19 protein-coding genes are annotated in these 20,542 nt (G+C 72.7%); 17 read left to right on the forward strand and 2 right to left on the reverse strand.

All coding sequences use genetic code 11. From position 1 onward, the window contains the following. Nucleotides 1–109: 109 nt before the first annotated feature. Nucleotides 110–565 carry a nuclear transport factor 2 family protein gene (locus ACPZVR_RS02790; RefSeq protein ID WP_436698037.1) on the reverse strand — a complete coding sequence of 152 codons (456 nt, stop codon included), beginning with the start codon at nucleotides 563–565 and terminating at the stop codon, nucleotides 110–112. After that, nucleotides 562–1,797, reverse strand: a complete 1,236-nt coding sequence (locus ACPZVR_RS02795) for an NAD(P)/FAD-dependent oxidoreductase (protein ID WP_436698038.1) — start codon at nucleotides 1,795–1,797, stop codon at nucleotides 562–564. The genes ACPZVR_RS02790 and ACPZVR_RS02795 overlap by 4 nt, the downstream gene beginning before the upstream one ends. A gap of 111 nt (nucleotides 1,798–1,908) precedes the next feature. Between ACPZVR_RS02795 and ACPZVR_RS02800 the strand changes: the two genes are divergently transcribed. From ACPZVR_RS02800 to ACPZVR_RS02880, 17 genes are all read left to right on the forward strand, one after another. Next, the gene (locus tag ACPZVR_RS02800) at nucleotides 1,909–3,360 is read left to right on the forward strand and encodes an aldehyde dehydrogenase (protein ID WP_436698039.1); all 1,452 of its coding nucleotides are present in this window, start codon (nucleotides 1,909–1,911) and stop codon (nucleotides 3,358–3,360) included. Continuing rightward, nucleotides 3,357–4,226, forward strand: a complete 870-nt coding sequence (locus ACPZVR_RS02805) for an SDR family NAD(P)-dependent oxidoreductase (protein ID WP_436698040.1) — start codon at nucleotides 3,357–3,359, stop codon at nucleotides 4,224–4,226. Before ACPZVR_RS02800 ends, ACPZVR_RS02805 begins: the two co-directional genes overlap by 4 nt. A gap of 3 nt (nucleotides 4,227–4,229) precedes the next feature. Further along, nucleotides 4,230–6,377, forward strand: a complete 2,148-nt coding sequence (locus ACPZVR_RS02810) for an acetate--CoA ligase family protein (protein ID WP_436698041.1) — start codon at nucleotides 4,230–4,232, stop codon at nucleotides 6,375–6,377. 106 nt (nucleotides 6,378–6,483) lie between these two features. Continuing rightward, complete coding sequence (locus ACPZVR_RS02815; RefSeq protein WP_436698042.1) at nucleotides 6,484–7,272, forward strand: SDR family NAD(P)-dependent oxidoreductase; 789 nt, start codon at nucleotides 6,484–6,486, stop codon at nucleotides 7,270–7,272. After that, nucleotides 7,269–7,619, forward strand: coding sequence for a YidH family protein (locus tag ACPZVR_RS02820; protein WP_436698043.1), 351 nt, complete (start codon nucleotides 7,269–7,271; stop codon nucleotides 7,617–7,619). Before ACPZVR_RS02815 ends, ACPZVR_RS02820 begins: the two co-directional genes overlap by 4 nt. Before the next feature lie 23 nt (nucleotides 7,620–7,642). Further along, nucleotides 7,643–9,979, forward strand: a complete 2,337-nt coding sequence (locus ACPZVR_RS02825; RefSeq protein ID WP_436698044.1) for an arylsulfatase — start codon at nucleotides 7,643–7,645, stop codon at nucleotides 9,977–9,979. Nucleotides 9,980–9,996: 17 nt separating this feature from the next. Further along, a complete protein-coding gene (locus ACPZVR_RS02830) occupies nucleotides 9,997–10,797 on the forward strand; it encodes a formylglycine-generating enzyme family protein (protein WP_436698045.1) in 801 nt (266 codons plus the stop codon). A gap of 126 nt (nucleotides 10,798–10,923) precedes the next feature. Then, nucleotides 10,924–12,204, forward strand: coding sequence for a TRAP transporter substrate-binding protein DctP (gene dctP, locus ACPZVR_RS02835; RefSeq protein ID WP_436698046.1), 1,281 nt, complete (start codon nucleotides 10,924–10,926; stop codon nucleotides 12,202–12,204). Between the two features lie 59 nt (nucleotides 12,205–12,263). Continuing rightward, the gene (locus ACPZVR_RS02840; RefSeq protein ID WP_436698047.1) at nucleotides 12,264–12,833 is read left to right on the forward strand and encodes a TRAP transporter small permease; all 570 of its coding nucleotides are present in this window, start codon (nucleotides 12,264–12,266) and stop codon (nucleotides 12,831–12,833) included. After that, the gene (locus ACPZVR_RS02845) at nucleotides 12,830–14,359 is read left to right on the forward strand and encodes a TRAP transporter large permease (protein WP_436698048.1); all 1,530 of its coding nucleotides are present in this window, start codon (nucleotides 12,830–12,832) and stop codon (nucleotides 14,357–14,359) included. Before ACPZVR_RS02840 ends, ACPZVR_RS02845 begins: the two co-directional genes overlap by 4 nt. A gap of 46 nt (nucleotides 14,360–14,405) precedes the next feature. Further along, nucleotides 14,406–15,608: a cytochrome P450 gene (locus ACPZVR_RS02850; RefSeq protein WP_436698049.1), complete on the forward strand. Its 1,203-nt coding sequence runs from the start codon at nucleotides 14,406–14,408 to the stop codon at nucleotides 15,606–15,608. A 3-nt stretch (nucleotides 15,609–15,611) separates the two neighbouring features. Then, complete coding sequence (locus ACPZVR_RS02855) at nucleotides 15,612–15,827, forward strand: ferredoxin (RefSeq protein ID WP_282403026.1); 216 nt, start codon at nucleotides 15,612–15,614, stop codon at nucleotides 15,825–15,827. Next, nucleotides 15,820–17,043, forward strand: coding sequence for a CoA transferase (locus tag ACPZVR_RS02860; protein ID WP_436698050.1), 1,224 nt, complete (start codon nucleotides 15,820–15,822; stop codon nucleotides 17,041–17,043). The genes ACPZVR_RS02855 and ACPZVR_RS02860 overlap by 8 nt, the downstream gene beginning before the upstream one ends. Then, a complete protein-coding gene (locus tag ACPZVR_RS02865) occupies nucleotides 17,040–18,263 on the forward strand; it encodes a CaiB/BaiF CoA transferase family protein (RefSeq protein ID WP_436698051.1) in 1,224 nt (407 codons plus the stop codon). The genes ACPZVR_RS02860 and ACPZVR_RS02865 overlap by 4 nt, the downstream gene beginning before the upstream one ends. After that, complete coding sequence (locus tag ACPZVR_RS02870) at nucleotides 18,260–18,865, forward strand: FAS1-like dehydratase domain-containing protein (RefSeq protein WP_436698052.1); 606 nt, start codon at nucleotides 18,260–18,262, stop codon at nucleotides 18,863–18,865. Before ACPZVR_RS02865 ends, ACPZVR_RS02870 begins: the two co-directional genes overlap by 4 nt. Further along, nucleotides 18,862–19,383: a hotdog family protein gene (locus ACPZVR_RS02875; RefSeq protein ID WP_436698053.1), complete on the forward strand. Its 522-nt coding sequence runs from the start codon at nucleotides 18,862–18,864 to the stop codon at nucleotides 19,381–19,383. The genes ACPZVR_RS02870 and ACPZVR_RS02875 overlap by 4 nt, the downstream gene beginning before the upstream one ends. After that, the gene (locus ACPZVR_RS02880; protein ID WP_436698054.1) at nucleotides 19,380–20,540 is read left to right on the forward strand and encodes a thiolase family protein; all 1,161 of its coding nucleotides are present in this window, start codon (nucleotides 19,380–19,382) and stop codon (nucleotides 20,538–20,540) included. The genes ACPZVR_RS02875 and ACPZVR_RS02880 overlap by 4 nt, the downstream gene beginning before the upstream one ends. Nucleotides 20,541–20,542 lie beyond the last annotated feature (2 nt).

Genomic DNA, 20,542 nt, shown 5'->3' on the forward strand with positions numbered 1-20,542 from the left:
CTCGGCGGCGCAGCGGGCACTCTTGACTGTAACTACCTGTCCTTGCTGCCACCTGACCCGTAGACCGGTACGCCGGTGGCATGAACAGGTAGTTACAGCTCCGCCTCCGTCACGGCGCCGCCGGCCACCCCGTCGCGAGGTCGGTCGCGAGGTGAGGGGTGATCGTCTTGTGCCGGAACCGCGCGACGCCGTCGGTCACGTCGACGATGTCGAGGTAGGTTCCCCAGCCCAGCCCGCTGGCTGCGGCCTCGCGGGCGGTGAAGACGAAGTACGACGCCACCTCGACGACGCCCGGCTCCAGCGGGCGGGTGTGGACGTTCATGATGAAGTGCCGCTTCTCCGAGGCGCCGGTCAGGCGGTCGCGGTAGAACCCGGCGACCGCCTCCCGCCCGGCGAAGTCGCCGGCCGGGACGCTCAGCACGCCGTCCTCGACGAACAGGGCGGCGACCGCCTCCGGCGTCGGGTCGTCGAGCACCTCGGCGTACGCGTGCAGCAGGTTGCGGGCGAGCTCGGCCTCCTCGAGCCGGGCGACCCGTTCGAGGAGGGCCTGGAGGTCGGTGGTCATGCCGACACCTTCCTACGCTCCCAGGGAGCGAGGGTCCGCAGCTCGTCCAGTGGTACGGCGCCGGCGACCGCGGCCCGACAGCGCATGAGCGGGCCGGGCATGCCGGCGCCCGCGACCGCGCGGACCCGGCCGTCGGCGACATAGGCGACGAGGAAGGCCGCCTCGGCGAAGGAGCCGGCGAGCAGCACGGCCTCGTCCTCGGCCCGCGGGAGGCCCAGGACCTGCACCTTGGTGTCGTACTGGTCGGTCCACAGGTAGGGGACCTCGGCGTGTGCCCGGCGGGGTGCGCCGCGCAGGTCGGCCAGCACGTTGCGGGCCACCGTGGCGGCGAGGTCGCCGGCGGCGGTCCAGTGCTCGAGCCGGAGCCGGCCGCCGCGGGGGCCGGGCACGGAGGCGACGTCGCCGACCGCCCAGACGCCGGCGACCGACGCGGCCCCCTCGGCGTCGACGACCACGCCGTCGGCGACCGCGAGACCGGAGTCGCGCAGCCAGGCGACGTCGGGGGTGCCGCCGACCGCCGTGACGACGAGGTCGGTCTCCCACCGGGAGCCGTCGTCGAGGGTCGCGGCGCGCACGCGCCCCGCGTGGTCCTGCTCCAGGCCGGCCACGGTCGCGCCCAGGTGGGTCCGCACGCCGTGGTCGCGGTGCAGGGCGCCGACGAACGCGCCGACCTCCTCGCCGACGACACGGTGCAGCGGCTGCGGCAGCGGCTCGACCAGGTCGACCGCGAGGCCGCGGGTGCGCAGCGCTGCGGCGATCTCGCTGCCGAGCACGCCGGCGCCGACCACGGTGGCGTGGGCCGCGCCCTCGGCCGCCTCGCGCAGGGCGAGGCAGTCGTCGTAGGTGCGCAGGGTGTGGACCCCGGGGACGCCGGCCCACCCGGGCACGTCGCGCGCGACCAGGCCCGTCGCGACGACGATGTGCTCGCCCTCCACGACCGCGCCGTCGGCGAGGGTGATCGTCCGACGGGCGGCGTCGAGGGCGGTCGCCCGCACGCCGGTGCGCAGGTCGAGGTCGAGCTCGGCGTACCGGTCCGCGGCGCGCAGCAGGGGCGGCGCGACGGGCCCGGGGTCGACCAGCAGTGCCTTGGACAGCGGTGGTCGATCGTAGGGCAGGTGCTCCTCGGCGCCGACGAGGGTCAGGGCACCGTCGTACCCCTCGCGGCGCAGCCGCTCGGCCGTCCGGAGGCCGGCGAGGCCGGCGCCGACGATCACGACACGTGCTGGTTCCATGGACGGGACTCCTCGTTCTGTGGCTGGCGTCACGCCGCACGATACGGTATGTTTCATTATCAGCAATAGACACCCGTGAGGCGATCCGTCGCCAGAGGGAGGCCCGACTCCATGTCGTTGAGCGACCGGCCCGAGCTGTTCATCGGTGGCACCTGGCAGCCGCCCCGTGGTGGGGAGGTGGTCGAGGTCCGCAACCCGGCCACGCGAGAACTCGTCGGAACGGCCGCGCTCGCCGGCCCGGCGGACGTGGACGCCGCCGTCGCGGCCGCCCGCGCGTCGTTCGACTCCGGCGTCTGGTCCCGCACCTCGCCCGAGGAGCGTGCTGAGGTGCTGCTCCGCGCGGCCGACCACCTGGAGAAGCGAGCGGCCGAGCTGGCCGTCAGCATCACCTCCGAGCTCGGCTGCCCCCTGTGGTTCAGCGAGATGGCGCACGTGCCGAACCCGATCCGGCACACGCGCTACTACGCCGAGCACACCCGCTCCTTCGCCTACGACGAGGTCCGCACGGACGGCCGCAACACCAGCCTGGTCACGCAGGAGCCGGTCGGCGTCGTCGCCGCGATCACACCGTGGAACGGACCGCTCAGCACGCCGTCCCTCAAGATCACGCCGGCGCTCGCCGCCGGCTGCTCGGTCGTGCTCAAGCCGCCGCCGGAGACCCCGCTGACGGCGTACGCCTTCGCCGACGCGCTGCTCGAGGCTGGACTCCCCGAGGGCGTCCTGAGCATCATCCCGGGCGACCGGGAGGCGGGGGAGCACCTCGTCGAGCACCCGGACGTCGACAAGATCGCCTTCACCGGCAGCAGCCTCGCCGGCAAGAAGATCATGGCCGCCGCCGCCCAGCGGGTCGCCCGGGTCACCCTCGAGCTCGGCGGCAAGTCCGCCGCGATCGTGCTCGATGACGCGGACCCGTCCGTCGTGGTGCCCGCGCTGCTGCCCATGGCCATGATGGTCAACGGCCAAGCCTGCATCGCCCAGACCCGGGTGCTCGTGCCCCGCTCCCGCGAGGCCGAGTTCGTCGACGCGCTCGCCGCGGCCATGGCCGCCCAGCGGGTCGGCGACCCGATGGCCGCCGACACCAAGATCGGTCCCATGGTCAGCGAGCGCCAGCGCGACCGCGTCGCCGGCTACATCAGCCTCGGCCGCGAGGAGGGCGCCCGCGTGGTCACCGGCGGAGAGACCCTCACCCTCCCGCCGGAGCTGGCGGGCGGCTGGTTCGTCCCGCCGACCCTGCTCGCCGGCGTCGACAACGGGATGCGGGTGGCCCAGGAGGAGATCTTCGGTCCCGTCGTCGCCGTCATCGCCTACGACGACGAGGACGACGCCGTGCGCATCGCCAACGACTCGGTCTACGGTCTCTCGGGCTCGGTCTGGAGTGCCGACGACGACCGCGCGGTCGCCGTCGCGCGGCGGGTCCGCACCGGCATGGTGAGCATCAACGGCCGCCCGCAGGCCTACGGCTCGCCGTTCGGCGGCTTCAAGCAGTCCGGCATCGGCCGGGAGATGGGCCCCGAGGGCTTCGCCGCGTTCCTGGAGACCAAGTCGATCGCGATCGGCTCGTGACCGGACCGCGCGGGCGCCTCGCCGGCAAGGTCGCGGTCGTGACCGGCGGCGCCAGTGGCATCGGCGCCGGCACCGTGCGTGCCTTCCACGCGGAGGGGGCCAGCGTCGTCGTGGCCGACCTGCAGGTCGCCGCGGGCGAGGCCCTCGCCGCCGAGCTCGGTGAGCGCGTCGTGTTCCGGCGTACCGACGTCACCGACGAGGCCTCGGTCAGCGCCGCGGTCGACGCCGCGGTCGAGAGCTTCGGACGGCTCGACGTCATGTTCAACAACGCCGGCATCATCGGTGCCGTCGGCCCGATCGACCGCACCCGCACCGAGGACGCCGACCTCACGATCGCCGTGAACCTGCGGGGGGTGCTGCTCGGGATGAAGCACGCGGCGCGGGTGATGAAGCCGCAGGGATCGGGCGTCATCATCTCCACCTCCAGCCCCGCCGGCGTGATGGGTGGCGTCGGTGCCCACGTCTACAGCGCCGTCAAGGCCGGCATCATCGGCCTCTCGCACTCCGTCGCCGCCGAGCTGCGCACCTTCGGCGTCCGCGCCAATGTCATCATCCCGGGTGCCGTGGTCTCGCAGATGACCGCCGACCTGGTCGCGGGCGACGCCTCCGACCTGGCCGGGGCCGAGGCGGCGCTCGACCGCTCCCGCTACATGGCCCGCCCCCTGCAGCCCGCCGACGTGGCGGCCGGCGTCGTCTACCTCGCCAGCGACGAGGCCGCGTTCGTGACCGGCATCGTGCTGCCGATCGACGCCGGGATGACCGGCGCCGGCGGACCGTCGCCGATGGCCGACGAGAAGTACGCCGACCAGGCCGGACGCCGCGAGGCCGGCCGCCGGGTCGGCCGGACCAGCCCCGAGGAGGAGTGATCCGTGGTCACCCGTGAGTCCGTGGACGCCCTGCTGAACCCCCGCACCTTCGCGCTGGTCGGCGCGAGCGACAAGTCGACCTTCTCCACCCTGGTGCACGGCAACCTCGTCGCCGCGGGCCACCAGGACCGCACCTTCCTGGTGAACCCCCGACGTGCCGAGGTCCACGGGCGACCGACCCACCCGACCTGCGTCGCGGCCGCCGAGGCGGCCGGCCGGCCGATCGACCTGGTGCATGTCATGGTCCCCGCCGGCGCCGCCGCCGACGCGCTGCGCGACGCCGCCGCGGCGGGCGCCCGCGCCGCGGTCGTGCTGAGCTCCGGCTGGTCCGAGACCGGGCCGGAGGGCCGGGTCCGGCAGGACGAGCTCGTGGCCCTCGCCGACGAGCTGGGCATCGCGATGCTCGGGCCCAACGTGCTCGGTCTCGTCAACGTGGCCGCGGGCATCCCCGCGATGGCCCTGTCCGACCCGCCGACCGAGGCCGGTCCGGTCGCGCTCGTCTCCCAGAGTGGCGCGAGCTGCGGGGCGATGAAGGAGTTCGCGGCGATGGCGGGGGTCGGCCTGTCCCACGTCCTCACCGTCGGCAACGAGGCCATGGTGACCGTCGGCCACCTCGTCGACGCCCTCGTCGACGACGACGGCGTACGCGCGGTCGCCGTGTTCATGGAGAGCATCAAGCAGCCCGAGATCTTCGCCACGGCCGCGCGCCGCGCCGCCGCCGCGGGCAAGGCGGTGGTCGTGCTCAAGGCCGGGCGCAGCGAGCTCGCCGCGCGGGCCGCGGCCTCGCACACCGGCGCGCTCGTCGGCGACGACCGGGTGGTGGACGCGATGCTCGCCGACCTCGCCGTGATCCGGGTCGACACCATCGAGGAGATGCTGGTGACCGCCGGGATCGCAGCCCACACCGGTCCGCTGACGCGCCCGGGCATCGGCGTCGTGTCGATCTCGGGCGGCGCCTGCGACATCGTCGCCGACCTCGCCGATGCGGTCGGGGCGGAGCTGCCCGAGCTGTCGCCGGCCACGACGGCGGCCTTGCGTGCGCGGATGCCGGACTTCGGCCACGCACACAACCCCCTCGACATCACGGGCGCGGCGATCATCGACCCCACCCTGTGGACCGACTCCGTCACGGCGGTCGGCACCGACCCGTCGGTCGGCGCGGTGCTCGCGATCAACAGCCTGCCGTGGCGCGAGGACGGCAAGCCGTTCTACGGCCAGCGGTTCGTCGACGCGATCGGCGCGGGCGCGGCCGCCTCCGACGTCCCGGTCCTCTACGTCACCCAGACCAGCCAGCCGGTCGGCCCCCAGGCGCGTGAGGTGCTCCGCTCCGGCGGCATCGGCCACGTCGTGCCGGGACTCCGGCTGGCGGTCGACGGGGTCGCCCGGGTCGCGCTGTGGTCGGCCCGCAGGGAGCGCCCGCGCCCGCGCGCCGGCGCGCTGCACCTCCCCGAGATCGACCGCCTGAGCGCGGAACGGCCCCTGTCCGAGGCCGAGGCCCGGACCCTGCTGGAGGCGGCGGGCGTGCCGACGGTCCCGTCGTGGCACGTGCGTTCGGCCGACGAGGCCGCGAAGGCCGCGGCCGAGTCCGGTGCGCCGCTCGCGATGAAGATCGTCTCCGCCGACATCGGGCACAAGAGCGACATCGGCGGCGTCCGCCTGGGCGTCGATCCCGCCGCCGCGGCGGCGACGTGCGACGACCTCGTCGCGACCTGTGCCGCGGCCCGCCCGGACGCGCGGCTCGACGGGGTGCTGATGTCGCCCATGCGGCCGCCTGCCACCGAGCTCCTCGTCGGGGTGACCCGGGACGAGGACTGGGGCCTGCTCCTCGCCGTCGGGCTCGGCGGCGTGCTGGTCGAGGTGCTCGACGACGTCGCGCTCGCGCCGCTGCCCGTCGACGAGTCGACCGTCCTGCGCATGCTCGCCGGCCTGCGCGGATCGGCCCTCCTCGACGGCGTCCGGGGGCGGCCCGCGGCCGACCGCGCCGCGATCGCCGGCGCCGTCGCCGGGATCGGCCGGCTCGCCGAGGCGATGGCCTCGGCGCATGGTGCCGCCTTCGACGGGCTGGAGGTCAACCCGCTGCGGGTCGACGGCGGGCTCGTCGAGGCGCTCGACGCCCTGGTCACCTGGTCCGGCACGCCCGGCCACCCCTGAGCGCCGAGCCACCCGACCGATACCCGACCACCGAGACCCCGACCACCGAGACCCCGACCACCGAGACCCAGACCACCGAGACCACGGACCGAGGAGGACGCACGGAATGCTGCGCGACAAGAGGGTGCTGATCACCGGCGCCGCCCAGGGGATGGGCCGGGAGATCGCCATCGAGGCGGTGCGGCAGGGCGCCGCCTTCGTGACCGTCGCGGACCGCAACCTGGGGGGCGCCGAGGAGACGGTCGCCGAGGTGCGCCGGGCGGGCGGCGAAGGTCTCGCGCTGGAGGTCGACCTGACCGTGTCGGCGGAGGTCGTCGGCATGGTCGAGCAGGCGGTCGCGGCCGGCGGGGGGCTGGACACCCTCATCAACAACGCCGGGATCATCGACAGCGTGCTCACCCCGGACGCGGCGGTCGACACCCTCCCCGAGGACGTCTGGGACCAGGTCATGGCGGTGAACGTCAAGGCCGTCTACCTCGCCACGAAGGCCGCCGCGCCGCATCTGCGGGCGTCGGGTCGCGGCCCGTCGGTGATCAACGCCGCGTCGGTCGCGGGGATGACCGGCTACGTCTCGCCGGCGTACACCGCCAGCAAGGGAGCCGTCATCCAGCTGACCCGCTCCTCCGCGATCTCGCTGGCGCCGGAGATCCGGGTCAACGCCTTCGCGCCGGGCTCGATCGAGACGCCGATGTCCCAGTCGGTGATCGCCGCCGCCGAGGACCCCGAGGCACAGCTGCTGCGGATGACCGGCGCCCACCTGATCCCTCGGTTCGGGCGGGTGGGGGAGGTCGCCAAGGTGGTGTGCTTCCTGGCGTCCGACGACGCGTCGTTCCTCACCGGGGTGATCCTCCCGGTCGACGGCGGGACGACCGCATGGCGCGGCCTGCGCTCGTGAGGCCGGAGGCGCCCGGGACGGTCGTGGACTACCGGTTCACGCTCGCCAACGAGCGCACCTTCCTCGCCTGGATCCGCACGGCCCTCGGGCTCTCGGCCGCCGCGGTGGCGGTCGTGCACCTCGTGCCGGCCGACGCCGTACCGCTCGGGTTGCGCGCCGCCATCGGGCTCGTGCTCGCCTGCGTGGCCGTGTACGTCGCCGTGGCCGGCGTCGTGCGCTGGCGCCGGGTGGACCGCGCGATCGAGGCCGGAGCCGCCCTGCCCACGACCGGCGCCGCCGTCGTCCTCGCCTGCTGTGTCGCCGGATGCGGCGTCCTCACCGTCGCCGTCGTGGCGATGGCCCTCTGACCGCTCGCCCACCTGGAGGTCCTGTGCCCGGCCAGCGTCCCTTCGAGCCCTACCGCGACTTCGACGGCGAGGTGCACACCACGATGGCGGCCTCGACGCCGTCGTGGCCCGATCCGGCACCCCGCCGCCCCGGGCGGCCCAATGTCGTGGTCGTGCTCGCCGACGACCTGGGCTTCTCCGACATCGGGTGCTTCGGATCGGAGATCCCGACTCCCCATCTCGACGCCACCGCGGCCGCCGGAGTGCGCTACGCCAACTTCCGGGTGACGCCGCTGTGCTCGCCGACGCGGGCGGCGCTGATGACCGGGCTGAACGCGCACGCCGCCGGCATCGCCTTCCCGACCCACATCGACCCGGGCTTCCCCGGCTACCGCTCCGAGCTGCCGCTCGACCAGCCGGTGCTGCCTGAGATCTTCCGGGCCAACGGCTACGCCACCTTGATGGTGGGCAAGTGGCACCTGTGCAAGGACGAGGACTTCTCGGAGGCGGGGAGCCGGCACAACTGGCCGCTCCAGCGCGGCTTCGACCAGTACTACGGCTTCCTCGAGGCACTGACCGACTTCCACCACCCGCACCGGCTGATCGAGGGCAACTCGGTCGTGCACGTCGACGAGTACCCCGACGACTACTACCTGACCGACGACCTGACCGACCGCGCCGTCCGGATGGTCCGCGAGGTGCGCGCGGCCGATCCCGACAAGCCGTTCTTCCTCTACTTCTCCCACGGCGCGGTGCATGCGCCCATGCACGCGAAGGCCGAGGACGTCGCGCGCCACCGCGGCCGGTACGACGTCGGGTGGGACGTGGTCCGGCAGCGGCGCCTGGCGCGGCAGATCGAGCTGGGCATCATGCCGGAGGGCACCGTGCTCCCGGAGCGCAACGGGGAGGACGGTCTCGACGTCGGTCCCTGGGACGACCTGTCCGCGACCGAGCGACGGGTCCACGCCCGGCAGATGGAGGTCTACGCCGCGATGGTCGAGGCGATCGACCGCAGCGTGGGCCGTCTGCGCGAGGTCCTCGCCGAGCTCGGGGAGCTGGACAACACCGTCATCGTCTTCAGCAGCGACAACGGGGCCGCCCGCCTGACCGACCAGAACCGCCCCGGCCCGAGCTGGGCCACGCGCGCCGACACCGGCACGGCGTCGTACTTCGGCTACATGCAGAACCCCGACGTGTGCGATATCGACGAGCGGCTGCCCGAGATCCTCGACCAGCTCGGCGGGCCGACCACCTGGCCGCACTACCCGCGCGGCTGGGCGATGGCATCGAACACACCCTTCCGGCTGTACAAGTTCAGCACGCTCCGGGGCGGGCAGCAGTCGCCGTTCGTCTTCTCGTGGCCGGCGCGCTTCCCCGACGGGGGCGATGTGGTGCGCCGGCAGTACACCCACATCACCGACGTCCTGCCGACGCTGGTCGACCTCCTCGAGCTGGACGTGCCGCTGGCTCCGGCGGCGGTCCCGGGCGCCGACCCGGCCGGCACGAGCTTCGCGGCGACGCTCGAGCAGGCCACCGCGGAGTCCGCCCACGGCGAGCAGTACACCGAGTGCGTGGGCAACCGTGCCTTCTATCGCGACGGCTGGGAGGCGGCCACCGTGCGTCGCCCGCTGACGCCCTTCGAGGACGAGACGTGGCAGCTCTTCCACGACTCCGACCCGACACAGGCACACGACCTCGCGGACCGCCACCCGGAGAAGGTGGCCGAGCTGGTCGCCGGCTTCGACCGGGCGGCGCGGGCCCATCAGGTCTACCCGCTGGACGAGGGGTCGGGCGTGAAGTTCCTGCAGCGCCCGCCGGTGCCGCAGCCGCGGCCGGTGCGGATCCTCGCGGGCACGCCGACGCTCGAGCGCCATCGGGCCGGCGCGCTGGTGCAGGGTGCGACGTGGCGCGTCGAGGTGGACTGGACCTATCGCCCGGGCGACGAGGGCATCCTGTTGGCCCACGGCAGTCAGGCCGCCGGCTATCTCGTCTTCGTCGAGGACGGCGCTCTGCACTACGAGCACAACGACTTCGGCACGCCACGACGGTTCGGCCCGCTGCCGCTCGCCGACGGGGCGGCGGGCCTGGAGCTCGCCGTCACCACCCGCGCCGGCCGGTGGGACGCCGTGGTGCGCCTCGGCGACGGCACCACGCTCGACCTCCCCGGGCTGCGCCGGTTCGGCGGGTTCCTGCCGTTCGAGGGCATCGACGTCGGGATCTGCCGCAGGTCGCCGGTCTCCTGGGAGCTCTACCGCAGGCGGCGCTCCTTCCCCTACACCGGCGAGATCCGCTCGGCCACGTATCACCCCGACCCCGACGTGGCCGCCGACCTGGCCGCCCGACTCGCCGAGGCCCGCCGCCTCGCCCTCGACACCCAGTGAGCGAGCGCGGTGACACCGTGGACCTGCCCGGTGGGCGGTTCGCGATGGGCTCCGACGCGTTCTACGCCGAGGAGGGCCCGGTCCGCGAGGTCGAGGTCGGGCCGTTCGCCATCGGCACCGCTCCGGTGACCAACGCCGCGTTCGCCAGGTTCGTCGCGGAGACCGGTCACGTCACCCGTGCCGAACGACTCGGCGCGGCCGTGTTCGTCGTCCCCGACGGACCCGTCGACCTCGCCGAGCCGACCTGGTGGCACCTGGTGCGCGGCGCGTCCTGGCGCGCCCCGGAGGGGCCCGGCAGCGACGTGACCGACCGCGCCGACCATCCGGTCGTGCAGGTCGACCTCCGCGACGCAACCGCCTACGCCGCGTGGGCCGGTGGCCGGCTGCCGACGGAGGAGGAGTGGGAGTACGCCGCCCGTGGCGGCTCGTCCGACGAGTACCCGTGGGGCCCCGTGGCCCGGCCCGGGGGCGCGGTGCCCGCCGTGGTGTGGGACGGCGACTTCCCCGTGGTCGGCGCCGCCGGGTGGGGAACCCGCCCGGTGGGCGGTCATCCGGCCAACGGCTTCGGCCTCCACGACGTCGTCGGCCAGGTGTGGGAGTGGACGACCACGCCGTACCGGGACCGGGAGCGCGGGTGCTGTGGTCCGCGGGGGAGCGACCCGCTGGCGCCCGCCGACCCGCCGCTGGTGCTCAAGGGCGGGTCCTTCCTGTGCGCCGACAACTACTGCCGGCGCTACCGCCCGGCGGCGCGGATCGGCCTCCCCGGCGACTCCGCGAGCGCGAATGTGGGCTTCCGCTGCGCATTTCCCCGAAATTGATGCGCATGGTCTCTTGACCTCACGGCAATCTAGGCTAATGATATTCATGGCGCGTGACCGACGTCACGACCATGACCGAGGCCACGGAGGTGGCCGTCAGATCCGCAGGATGGAGAACCAGGTCAGATGGCTGGATTGCGAAAGTCGCAGCGGGTCAGTGTGCTGGCCGCACTGGCTGTGGTGGGGGCGACCGCCCTCACGGGATGTGCCGAATCGGGCGGCTCCACCTCGTCGGGAGGCGACGGCGTCGACGCCGGTGCCACCCTCGAGGAGTACCAGAAGGCGTTCGAGGACGTCGATCCGATCGAGCTGCGCACGCAGTCTCCCGCCCCGAAGGGCTCCGTGACCGGCGCCAACGTCGAGGCCTACCTGAACGCGATCACGGAGTGGTCCGACGGCAAGGTGACCTTCGACGTCGCCTACTCCAACGGCGTCGCGGAGCCCGGTGAGACCGACAAGGCGCTCGTCGACGGTCGTCTCGACATCGCCCAGGTGCTGCCGATCTACAACCCGTCGGAGTACCCGGCCAACAACATGCTGATCGAGGCCGGCTTCATCTCCAACCACAGCCCCGTCGCCGGCGTCCTGCAGTCGAACGCCTGGCCCAACGAGGTCGCGTTCAACACCCCGGAGATCATGGCGGAGTACGACGACCACGGCATGGTCCCGCTCGTCCCGATCTACAACTCGGGATCGAACGCGCTCTTCTGCAGCGACAAGCGCACCGGCCTGAAGGACATCAAGGGCATCACGGCCGCCTCGGGTGGCACCGCGCAGAGCCACCAGATCGAGGCCCTCGGCGGCGAGGCGACGTCCGTGCCGTACCCGGAGCTCTTCGAGAGCCTCCAGCGCGGCGTCGTCGACTGCACCATCTCCAGCCCGACGGTCGGCGTCCTCGGTGGGTTCATCGAGGAGGCGCCGCAGGTCGTGCTCGACGAGGAGGCCGGCTTCGCGCTCGCCCCGGGCGGCATGGCCTTCAGCAAGACCACCTGGGACACCCTTCCCCTCGTCGTCCAGCAGCTGTTCTGGGACCGCCTCGACATCTTCATCGAGACCAACCTGACCGGGAAGATCTGGCCCAACACCGTCGACGCGGTGACCAAGGCGAAGGCGAGCGGCGGCGGGTTCTTCTCGTTCGACGACGACGCGCGCTCCGCCCTGCAGGGCGCCAACGAGGAGCTCCTGGCCGGACTGGGCGAGAAGGACGCGATCGAGGACGCCCCGGCGTTCGTCGAGGACATGCAGACGGCCGCCGACAGCTGGCTCGCCGCTGTCGGAGAGGTCGGCATCGACGACGAGGTCGGGTTCAACGACTTCGACACCTGGTACGACGAGGGCAAGATCGATGTCTCGGCGTTCATCGACAAGCTGATGGCCGACGTCTTCGAGCCTCACCGCCCGAGCTGATCCTCCGCGACCGGGCCGCGCACGCGGCCCGGTCGCACCCTCTACTCCTGGAGCTCGCAATGACCGAACCGCAGCCGAAGTCACGGGCCACCCGTGCCGTGGAGCTGGCGATCGAAGTACCGGCGGTGCTGGTGACCTTCGTGATGATGGTCCACATCACGGCCAACGCGATCAGCCGCACCTTCTTCGACAACCCGATGCCGAACACGCTGGAGATCACGCAGTACTGGTATCTGCCGATCGTCGCGTTCCTCGGCTTCATCGCCGCCCAGCTGCGGGGACAGCACGTCGCGGCCGATCTCCTCTACGAGCGGTTCCCGGCCGTCACCCGCAAGTACGTGCTCGCGGTGGTGTTCCTCCTGGCCGCCGCCGTCTCGCTCGGCTTCGCCCGCTACGGCTGGGACGAGGCCGTCCACGCGATGGACATCCGCAAGACCGCCGGCGTCAGCGACCTGCCCGCCTGGCAGCCCTACTTCCTCGCCCCCATCGCCTTCGCCTCGCTGACCGTGCAGTTCGCCTACGCCGCGATCCACGCGCTGGTGAAGGGGGCCGACGAGGGCCCGGCCGGCGACCCCGACGAGCTGCTCGTGCTCGAGCAGTTCGCCGCCGACGAAAGGGGTGCTCGATGAGCATCGACACGCACACCGCCGACGCGGTGCCGGCCGACGAGCCGCAGGCCGCGGGATCCGGGACGGCGTCCACCGCCGCCACCTCCGCGCCCCGCGACGGCGCCGGCTCCTGGGTCGTCTTCGCGGTGACGATGGTCTTCGTCGTCGGCTCGACGGTGGCGATGTTCCTGCCACTGGTTCCCGAGGCCATCGGCATCGCCGCCATCGTCTTGATGCTGTGCCTGATCTTCCTGCGGATGCCCGTCGCGGTCGCGATGATCGTCCCCGCCCTGCTCGGCATGTACGCCCTGCGGGGCGAGCTGCTGGTCGAGAGCACGCTCACCACGCTGCCCTACAGCCAGGTCGCCGAGTGGACCCTGAGCGTCGTCCCGATGTTCATCCTGATGGGCCTGCTGCTCTGGAAGGCGGGCCTGACGGAGAGCGTCTACGCCGCCGGTCGGCAGTGGCTGGGCTGGATGCCGGGCGGCCTCGCCGTCGGCACCAACATCGCCGGCGCCGGACTCGCCTCGGTCAGCGGGTCGTCGGTCGGGACGACCTACGCCCTGGCGCGCATCGGCATCCCCGAGATGCTCAAGGCGGGCTACGACAAGCGGCTCGCGATCGGCTCGGTCATCGTCGCCGGCCTGCCCGGCCAGCTCATCCCGCCGAGCATCATGATGGTGATCTACGCCGGCATCGCCGAGGTGCCGATCGGCCCGCAGTTGCTCGCCGGCATCGGGCCGGGCGTCCTGGTCGCGGTCCTGTTCACCCTGATGATCGTCATCTTCGCCCGCCGCTGGGCACCGGACGCCGGGGCCGCCACCGCGGGGGAGCCGGTCACCTGGAGCACGCGGTTCGGGAGTCTCGCCAAGATCTGGCCGGTCCCGATCCTCATCGCGGTCATCGTCTGGGGCATGTTCTCCGGCACCTTCACCGCCACCGAGGCCGGTGCCGTCGCCGCCGTCGTGTCGCTCGTCATCGCGCTCATCTGGCAGTGGGGCAAGAAGCCCCTGCGCACCATCGCCGACGGGGCCGTGGCCGCCGTCAGCAGCGTCGGCGCCATCTTCTTCATGCTGGTCGGCGTGGAGGCCCTCTCGCGGATGTTCACGCTCACCGGCATCAGCACCGGCTTCGCCGACGTGGTCGAGTCGATGGACCTGAACCGGGTGTCGTTCCTCCTGCTGATGATGGTCGTCTACATCGTCCTCGGCACCTTCATGGAGCCCCTGCCGATGATGGTGCTGACCATCCCGATCCTGATGCCCACCCTGATCTCGCTCGACATCTCCCTGCTCTGGTACGGCGCGTTCGCGGTGCTGATGGGCGAGCTCGCGGTCGTCACGCCGCCGGTCGGGATCCTCGCCTTCATCATCCACCAGATCACGAAGGAGCCCGAGGTCAACCAGGGCCAGAACATCCGCCTCAACGACGTCTTCAACGCCTGCTGGTGGTTCATGCCGATGGCGATCCTGGTGACCATCGTGCTCATCTTCTTCCCGGAGATCAGTACCTGGTTGCCCGACCTGGCCTCCGACAGCGCCAAGTAGCCCGGACGAATCCCCGCAACCCTTCGAAAGGAAGGCACCTCCTGCCATGACCGAGACCCGCCGCGGCTGCCCGGTGAGCCACACCGACTACACCGGTCACGCCCCGATCCTCAGTCACTACGGCCTGCTCGACGCGGACCGCGAGGAGGCCCGCTTCCTCTACAACGACACCACCGAGCGCGGCTTCTTCATGCTGCAGCGCTACGACGACGTGCAGGAGGGGTTCCAGCAGCACGAGACCTGGACGACGGCGGTCCGCTCCGCGATCCGGCCCGACTCGAGCAACGAGGCCCTCCTGCCGCAGGACCTGAACGGCCAGCCCCACGTCAAGCTGCGCCGGATCCTCAACCAGTTCTTCGCGCCCGCCGCCGTGCGGCGCATGGAGCCGATGGCCAAGCAGCGGTGCATCGAGCTGATCGAGGAGATGAAGGCGTCGGGCAGCTGCGACTTCGTCAAGGAGTTCGCGATCCGCTATCCGACCGACATGTTCCTCGCGCTGCTCGGCCTGCCGGTCAGCGACGGCGAGCAGTTCCTCGAGTGGTCCGACGACTACTTCGGCGCGCTGCTGGCCGGCGACCCGAGCCGGGCCGAGGCCGCGAAGGCCAGCATCATGAAGTACTTCGACGAGGCGGTGAACGAGCGGCGCGCGAACCCGCGCGACCCCAAGGAGGACATGGTCTCCCGGCTCGTGCAGGCGCGCATCGACGAGGAGGAGCTCACGCAGGACGAGATCCTCACGATCTGCCTCACGCTGATGCTCGCCGGGCTGGACACCACCCGCAGCGCCCTCGGCTACATCTACGCCCACCTCGCCCAGCACGACGCCGACCGGCAGGCGATCATCGACGACCCGACGCTGATCCCCAAGGCGGTCGAGGAGTTCCTCCGCCTCTACCCCCTCGTCTTCCAGGCCGGCCGCGAGGTGCAGGAGCCGCAGGACTTCAACGGCCTCGAGCTCGAGAAGGGCGACGTGGTCTGGCTCGGCATCGCGCAGGCCAACCGCGACCCCCGGAAGTTCGAGAACCCCGACCGGTTCGACGTCGCGCGCCACAACGCCAACCAGCACCTCGCCTTCGGCGGCGGCCCGCACCGCTGCCTCGGCATGCACCTGGCCCGCCTGGAGCTGAAGGTCGTGCTGGAGGAGTGGCACCAGCGCATCCCGGAGTACCGCATCAAGGAGGGCACCGAGCTCATGGAGCGCGGCGTCCAGCTGAGCATGTCCTCCCTCCCGCTCGAGTGGGACGTCTGAGCCATGTTCATCGCCATCGACGAGAGCAAGTGCATGGGGCACGGGCGCTGCTACGCCGTCGCGCCCGACCTGCTGACCGACGACGACGAGGGGTTCGTTGCCGAGCGCGGCCGCTGCTGGGAGCTGCCGGCCGACCTCGTCGGCCAGGCCCAGGACGCCGCCGACGCCTGCCCGGAGGGCGCGATCAGGGTCACGGAGGCAGCGCCCGCCGATGCTTGAGCACCTCCGCGTCCTGGACCTCACCGACGAGCGGGGCCTGCTGTGCGGGCGGCTGCTCGCCGACCTCGGCGCCGACGTGGTCCAGGTCGAGCCGGCGGCCGGCTCCACCGCCCGCCAGGCTCCGCCGGTGGCCGCCGGCGCCGCCGCGAGCTCGATGTACTGGGAGACCTTCGCCGCCGGGAAGCGCGGCGCGGCCTTCGACCTCGACGACCCCGAGGCGGTCGCGCGGCTGCGCCGGCTCGCCGGCGTCGCCGACATCGTCGTGACCTCGTGGCCGCGGGAGCGGCTGGAGGCTCTCGGCCTTGACCCGGAGCGCCTGCGCCGGGACCGGCCCGAGCTCGTCTACACGGTCGTGAGCGCCTTCGGGTGGGACGGCCCCAAGGCGGGGTACGCCGACACCGACCTCGTCGTGTGGGCCGCCGGCGGGCCGCTCGCTCCCCACCGCGACGGCGACCTCCCGCCCCTGCGGATCAGCGTGCCGCAGGCCTATCTGCACGCCTCGGCCGACGCCGCGGCCGGCACCCTGATCGCGGTCCTGGCGCGCGGAGCGACCGGGCGCGGCCAGGTCGTCGACGTCACCGCCCAGGAGGCGGTGGGCGTGGCGACCCTCGCCCGCGTCCTCGCGACCGCGGTCGGCGACGACCACCCGGAGTGGCAGACCACGCCCGGCCGGCGTACCGGTGGCCGCACCGACCAGAGCGGCAGCGGCGCCGCCACGCCCAACAGCCTGAAGAAGTGGCACTGCCGCGACGGCATGGTCGAGCTGCACCTGTCCATGGGTCCGGCCGCCGGCGCCTTCACCAACAACCTCTTCGGCTGGATGAGGGACGAGGGCGCCGTGGCGGAGCCGGTCGCCTCGTGGGACTGGCGCGTCGTGCCCGACCGGCTCGTCTCGGGGGAGCTGTCCCACGACGACCTCGACGTGGCTCGCGCCGCCGTGCGCACCTTCCTGCTGACCAAGACGAAGGCGGAGGTCCTCGAGGCCGCCATCGGCCGGCGGCTGCTGTGCATGGCGATCTTCGACATGGCCGACATCGCGGGCAGCCCGCACCTGGCGGAGCGCTCGTTCTGGGGGCAGGTCGACATCGGGTCCGTCGACGTCCGGATCCCCGGCCGGATGGCCCAGGTGCTCGGTCCGGAGGGGCCGCGGGTGCGCGGCCGCGCGCCGCTGCTGGGTGAGCACACCGACGTCGTACTGAAGGAATGGCTGCGATGACGACCGACGCACTGGCCGGCCTGAAGGTCCTCGACCTGTCCTGGGTGGTCGCGGGCCCGCTCATCGGCCGTACCCTCGCCGACTTCGGCGCCACGGTGGTCCGGGTCGAGTCCAGCGTGCGGGTCGAGACCGCCCGCCTCATGCAGCCCTTCCACGGCGGCGTGCAGGACAAGGAGGGCTCCGCCCTCTTCGGCAACTGCAACGCCGGCAAGCTCGGCCTCACCCTCGACCTCAAGGCGGCGCAGGGCCAGGAGGTCGTGCGCGACCTGGTGGCCTGGGCCGACGTCGTCGTCGAGTCCTTCTCGCCGGGTCAGCTGCGGAAGTGGGGTCTCGACTACGAGACGCTGAGCGCCGACAAGCCCGACCTGGTCATGCTCAGCACCTCGATCGCCGGGCAGCGCGGCCCGTGGTCCACGCTCGCCGGCTTCGGCAACGTCGGCTCCTCCCTCAGCGGCTTCCAGCACCTCGTCGGCTACGAGGACCGGCTGCCGATGGGGACCTTCGGGCCCTACACCGACTACGTGGGGCCGCGGCTCGCGCTGGTGACGCTCCTCGCCGCCCTGGAGAACCGGCGCCGGACCGGCGAGGGCGCCTACATCGACGTGTCCCAGGTCGAGGCGGGCGTCTTCTTCCTCTCGCCCCAGGTCGCGCAGTTCGGGTACGACGGCACGATCGCCGAGCGGCACGGCAACCGGGACCCCCGGTTCGCCCCGCACGGAGTCTTCCCCTGCCTGCCGGTCGACGGCAAGGACCGCTTCGTGGCGGTCGCCGTGCGCAGCGACCAGGAGTGGCGCGCCCTGGCGCGGGCGATGGATCGCCCCGACCTCGCCGACCGCTCCGACCTGGCGACCGACGAGGGCCGGCGGGCCGCGCAGGACGAGCTCGAGGGGGCCGTCGCCGACTGGACGGCCGGCCGGCACGCCACGGAGGTCGAGCGGACGCTGCAGTCCCTCGGCGTCCCCGCGCACCTGGCCGTCACCAGCGACGACTACCCGGACGACGACCAGCTCGCGCACCGGCAGCACCTCGTGGAGCTGCCGCACCAGCGGCACGGCACCACCTGGGTCGAGGGACCGCGCTACGCGCTCTCCGAGACCCCCGGACGTCCGCGCAGCGCCGCGCCGACGCTGGGCCAGCACAACGAAGAGATCCTCACGGAGATCCTCGGCTACGACGCCGAGCGGGTCGCCGTACTCACCGAAGGAGGGATCCTGCGATGACCGCGCCGGCGGACACCGAACAGGACTGGCAGGCCGACTGGCGGCCGGTGATCGACGCGATCGGCAGGGACTTCGCCGAGGGCGCGGTCACCTGGGGCGGCGACGCCGTCGAGCGCGGCGCCATCCGCCGCTACCTCGAGCCGCTCGAGCTCGACTGCGCCCTGCACACCGACCCGGAGGTCGCCCGCGCGGCCGGACACGCCGACGTGACCATGCCGGCGACCGGCGTCATCGCGTGGACGATCCCCGCCGCGTGGCAGCCCGGCCAGGTGCTTTTCGACAGCGCCGACCGGGACGCCCAGCCCGTGCACAGCGCGATCAACAACGCGGACATGACCCTCGGGCCGCGCACCACCGGCTTCTTCGGCACCGACATCGAGGTCGACTTCCTGCGCGACGTGGTCGCCGGGGAGCGGATCGGGCGGCGCGGAAAGACCCTCCTGAGCTGCAAGCCCAAGGAGACCGCCGTCGGTCGGGGCGCCTTCATGACCTGGGAGAGCGAGGTCGTCACCGAGGAGCTCGAGGTCGTCGGCCGGATCCGGATCGGCACCTACGCCTACATCCCGCACCCGAAGGCCGCCGGGAAGGAGGACGCCTCGTGAGCGCCGAGACCCCACTGCTGGAGGGCCGCCGGTTCGAGGACGTCGCCGTCGGCGAGCGGCTGCCCGTCGTCGAGCTGCCGCTGACCGTCTACCGCCTCGTGATGGCTGCCGGGAGCAACCGCGACTTCAACTCCATCCACCACAACACCGAGTACGCCCGGGCGACCGGCGCGGAGGAGATGTACGCCAACACCTCCTTCCTGATGAGCGCCTGGGAGCGCAGCGTGCGCGACTGGATGGGGCTCGCGGGCCGGATCCGCGGCATCCGCGGCTTCCGGATGCGCAGCTTCAACTACGCCGGCGACACGCTCCGCGTCGTCGCCGAGGTCGCGGCCACCCGACTCGAGGGCGAGGTCGGCGTCGTGGAGATCGCCATCCACTGCGAGAACCGCTCCGGCGTCAGCGTCGGGCCCGGCGTCGTCGAGGTGGTGCTGCCGCGCCGTACGGACGCGCACGCCGGCACCGGCGCGACCACCACCAGCGTCAGCAGCAGCACCACCGGACAGGAGACACCGTGACCGCCGCCATCGCCGGACTCGGCATGACCGAGATGGGCAAGATCTACGGCCGCACCCCGACCCAGCTCGCGGTCGAGGCGATCAGCCGCGCCGCCGAGGACGCCGGGCTCGGCCTCGCCGACATCGACGGCCTCTACGTCAACCCCGGCGTCAAGAACGACACCGACCTGCGGCTGCAGTCGAGCCTGCAGATGCGGCACACCCGTCTCCTGGCGACCATCCAGGGCTTCGGCTCGTCCGCCGGCCAGATGGTGCAGTACGCCGCGATGGCGATCGACGCCGGCATGGCCGAGGTCGTCGCCTGCGTGTACGCCGACGCGCCGCTGAAGGAGGGCAAGCGCGCCGGCGCGGCGTACCCCGGCCAGGCGCGGGCGATGGAGGGCGTCGGCTCGCTGCCGTTCGCGGCCGGGCTCAAGGCCGCGCCGGAGCGGTACGCCGTCGCCGCGCGACGGCACATGGAGACCTACGGCACCACGAGCGAGCAGCTCGGTGCCGTCGCCGTGGCGGCGCGCCAGTGGGCGGCCATGAACCCGGCGGCGCAGATGCGGGAGCCGATGACGCTCGAGGACCACCAGTCGTCCCGGATGATCGCCGACCCGCTGCGGCTGCTCGACTGCTGCCTGGTCAGCAACGGCGCGGTGGCGATCATCGTCACCAGCGCCGAGCGCGCGGCCACGCTGCGGCAGCCGCCCGTGCACGTGTGGGGCTGGGGCCAGGGCCACCCGGGCTACGTCAACCGCCGCGACAGCGAGTTCGGCCTCGTCACCGGCGCCGCGCAGTCGGGTGCCGACGCGCTCACGATGGCGGGCGTCGGCGTCGAGGAGATCGGCGTTCGCGAGCTCTACGACTGCTTCACCTACACCACGCTCATCACGCTGGAGGACTACGGCTTCTGCGCCAAGGGCGAGGGCGGCGAGTTCGTCGCCAGCGGCGCGATCGCGCCCGGCGGCTCGCACCCGACCAACACCGGCGGCGGCGAGCTGTCGTCGTTCTACATGTGGGGGATGACCCCCCTCTCCGAGGCGGTCATCCAGGCCCGCGGCCAGGGCGGCGAGCGTCAGGTCGCCGACCACGACCTGGTCATGGTCAGCGGCAACGGCGGCGTCCTCGACTTCCACTCCACCCTGATCCTCAGCCCCCACCCGAAGACGAGGTGACC

The sequence above is a fragment of the Nocardioides segetis genome (genome assembly GCF_051390595.1).
In the GTDB taxonomy this organism is placed as follows: Bacteria; Actinomycetota; Actinomycetes; order Propionibacteriales; family Nocardioidaceae; genus Nocardioides.

Bases quoted from the DNA above. Each gene is read 5' to 3' on its own strand.
- ACPZVR_RS02865 (WP_436698051.1), top strand. From the start codon at position 17,040: ATGACGACCGACGCACTGGCCGGCCTGAAGGTCCTCGACCTGTCCTGG.
- ACPZVR_RS02800 (WP_436698039.1), top strand. From the start codon at position 1,909: ATGTCGTTGAGCGACCGGCCCGAGCTGTTCATCGGTGGCACCTGGCAG.
- ACPZVR_RS02790 (WP_436698037.1), bottom strand. From the start codon at position 565: ATGACCACCGACCTCCAGGCCCTCCTCGAACGGGTCGCCCGGCTCGAG.
- ACPZVR_RS02850 (WP_436698049.1), top strand. From the start codon at position 14,406: ATGACCGAGACCCGCCGCGGCTGCCCGGTGAGCCACACCGACTACACC.
- ACPZVR_RS02845 (WP_436698048.1), top strand. From the start codon at position 12,830: ATGAGCATCGACACGCACACCGCCGACGCGGTGCCGGCCGACGAGCCG.
- ACPZVR_RS02855 (WP_282403026.1), top strand. From the start codon at position 15,612: ATGTTCATCGCCATCGACGAGAGCAAGTGCATGGGGCACGGGCGCTGC.
- ACPZVR_RS02840 (WP_436698047.1), top strand. From the start codon at position 12,264: ATGACCGAACCGCAGCCGAAGTCACGGGCCACCCGTGCCGTGGAGCTG.
- ACPZVR_RS02795 (WP_436698038.1), bottom strand. From the start codon at position 1,797: ATGGAACCAGCACGTGTCGTGATCGTCGGCGCCGGCCTCGCCGGCCTC.
- dctP (WP_436698046.1), top strand. From the start codon at position 10,924: ATGGCTGGATTGCGAAAGTCGCAGCGGGTCAGTGTGCTGGCCGCACTG.
- ACPZVR_RS02815 (WP_436698042.1), top strand. From the start codon at position 6,484: ATGCTGCGCGACAAGAGGGTGCTGATCACCGGCGCCGCCCAGGGGATG.
- ACPZVR_RS02860 (WP_436698050.1), top strand. From the start codon at position 15,820: ATGCTTGAGCACCTCCGCGTCCTGGACCTCACCGACGAGCGGGGCCTG.
- ACPZVR_RS02870 (WP_436698052.1), top strand. From the start codon at position 18,260: ATGACCGCGCCGGCGGACACCGAACAGGACTGGCAGGCCGACTGGCGG.